At 68.3% G+C, this 2060-nt stretch carries 1 protein-coding gene; it reads left to right on the forward strand.

Going from position 1 to position 2060, the window contains the following annotated elements; genetic code table 11:
* Positions 1-2060: condensation domain-containing protein (locus ASC92_RS14085; protein ID WP_235505834.1), on the forward strand; the 2060-nt coding region annotated here is incomplete at both ends.

The raw sequence follows: 2060 nt of genomic DNA on the forward strand, positions 1-2060 counted from the left end.
GGTGCGGGGCTTGCGCATCGAGCTGGGGGAGATCGAGGCGCAGCTGCAGGCGCAGCCTGAAGTCCGCGAAGCCGTCGTTGTCGCCAACGAAGGCCCCTCCGGTGCAAGGTTGGTCGCCTACGTATCCGGCCAAGGCATCGACACAGCGGCGCTGCGCGAGCGCCTGGGTGAAGCGTTGCCCGACTACATGGTGCCCGGCGTGCTGATGGTGCTCGATGCACTGCCGCTGAACGCCAACGGCAAGGTCGACCGCAAGGCGCTGCCTGCGCCGGAGTTCAACAGCGACAGGGCGTATGAAGCGCCCGAAGGCGAAGTCGAACAGGCCCTCGCTGCCATCTGGACCGACGTGTTGGGCGTGGCCCGCGTCGGCCGTCATGACAACTTCTTCGAGCTCGGCGGCGACTCCATCCTCAGCCTCAAGGTAACCGCCCGCGCGGCCAGGGCCGGCGTGCAGCTGAACCCCCGTCAGATGTTCGAGCACCAGAGCCTGTCGCGCATCGCCCGCGCCATCCGGGCCGACCAGCCTTCGGAAGCGCAAGCGATCCCCGTGCTGACGGCGGCGCAGCGTGCCGGCACGCTGGCGCTGTCTCATGCGCAGATGCGCCAATGGTTCCTGTGGCAGCTCGACCCCCAGAGCACGGCGTACCACATCAGCGGCGCGTTGAAGCTGGCGGGCCCGCTCGACGTGAGCGCCATGCGTGCGAGCTTCGATGCACTGGTGCAGCGCCACGAGTCGCTGCGCACCGTGTTCCGCACCGACGCACAAGGTCTGGCCGAACAGATGATCCGCGAAGCCGCTCCGCTCGACATCGCGGTGGTCGATCTCTCGGCGCTGCGCAACGAGCAAGAGCGCGAAGCGCGCAGCAACGAAGAGGCCCTGCGCCTGAGCCACATGCCCTTCAACCTGGCCGAAGGACCGCTGCTGCGTATCGGCCTGATCCGCCTGACGCCCGAGGAACACATGCTCGTCGTGGTGATGCACCACATCGTGTCCGACGGCTGGTCGATGCAGATCGTGGTCGACGAGTTCGTCGCCCAGTACGGCGCGCACGTGCAAGGCGCGACCGCAGCACTGCCGCCACTGCCGATCCAGTACGCCGACTACGCCGCCTGGCAGCGCGACTGGCTGGAGGCCGGCGAGCGCGAGCGCCAGCTGGCGTACTGGACGCAGCACCTCGGCACCGGTCAGCCCGTGCTGCAACCGCCCACCGACCGCGCACGCAACGCGGATGGCCGCTACACCGCGGTACGGCACGGCTTCGAACTGCCGAACGATCTGGTTCGCAAGCTGCACAAGCGCTTGCAGGCCCAGGGCGCAACGCTGTTCATGGGCCTGCTCGCAGGCTTCCAGGTGCTGCTGAACCGCTACACCGGCGAGCCGGACGTTCGCGTGGGCGTGCCCATTGCCAACCGGCACCGGGCGGAGACCGAGAACGTCATTGGCTTCTTCGTCAACACGCAGGTGCTGCGCAACGTGCTGAACAGCCGCGAAAGCCTGTCGCAGGTGCTGGCCCGCGCGAAAGACGCGGCCCTCGGCGCGCAGGCGCATCAGGACCTGCCTTTCGAGCAACTGGTGGAAGCGCTGCAGCCGGAACGCGTTCCTGGCGCGAGCCCGCTGTTCCAGGTGCTGTTCAACCATCAGCGGGGTGACGCTGCCGCGCTGCAGGGCCTGCCCGGCCTGACGCTGACCGAGTGCGACCTGGGGGCGCAGGCGGCGCAGTTCGAACTGACGCTGGAAACCATCGAGGACGCCGATGGCCGCGTACGAGCGAGCCTGCGCTACGCGGCAGAGCTGTTCGATGCCTCGACCATCGAGCGCATGGCGGACCATTACCTCGCGGTGCTGAACGCCCTGGCCGACCACCCCGAACAGACTGTGGGTGCCGTGGCATTGCTCGGTGAATCCGAGCGCGCGCAACTGGCGTCGTGGGGTGCGTGCAGGCAGGCAGCCGAAGCGGGCGAGCCGATCCACCGGCTGATCGAACGGCAAGTGCGCGCGCGCCCCGAAGCGCCCGCGCTGTGCTTCGGTGAGCAGACCCTGAGCTACGGCGAACTCAATG

The sequence above is a fragment of the Variovorax sp. Root411 genome, assembly GCF_001425205.1.
GTDB lineage: Bacteria > Pseudomonadota > Gammaproteobacteria > Burkholderiales > Burkholderiaceae_C > Variovorax.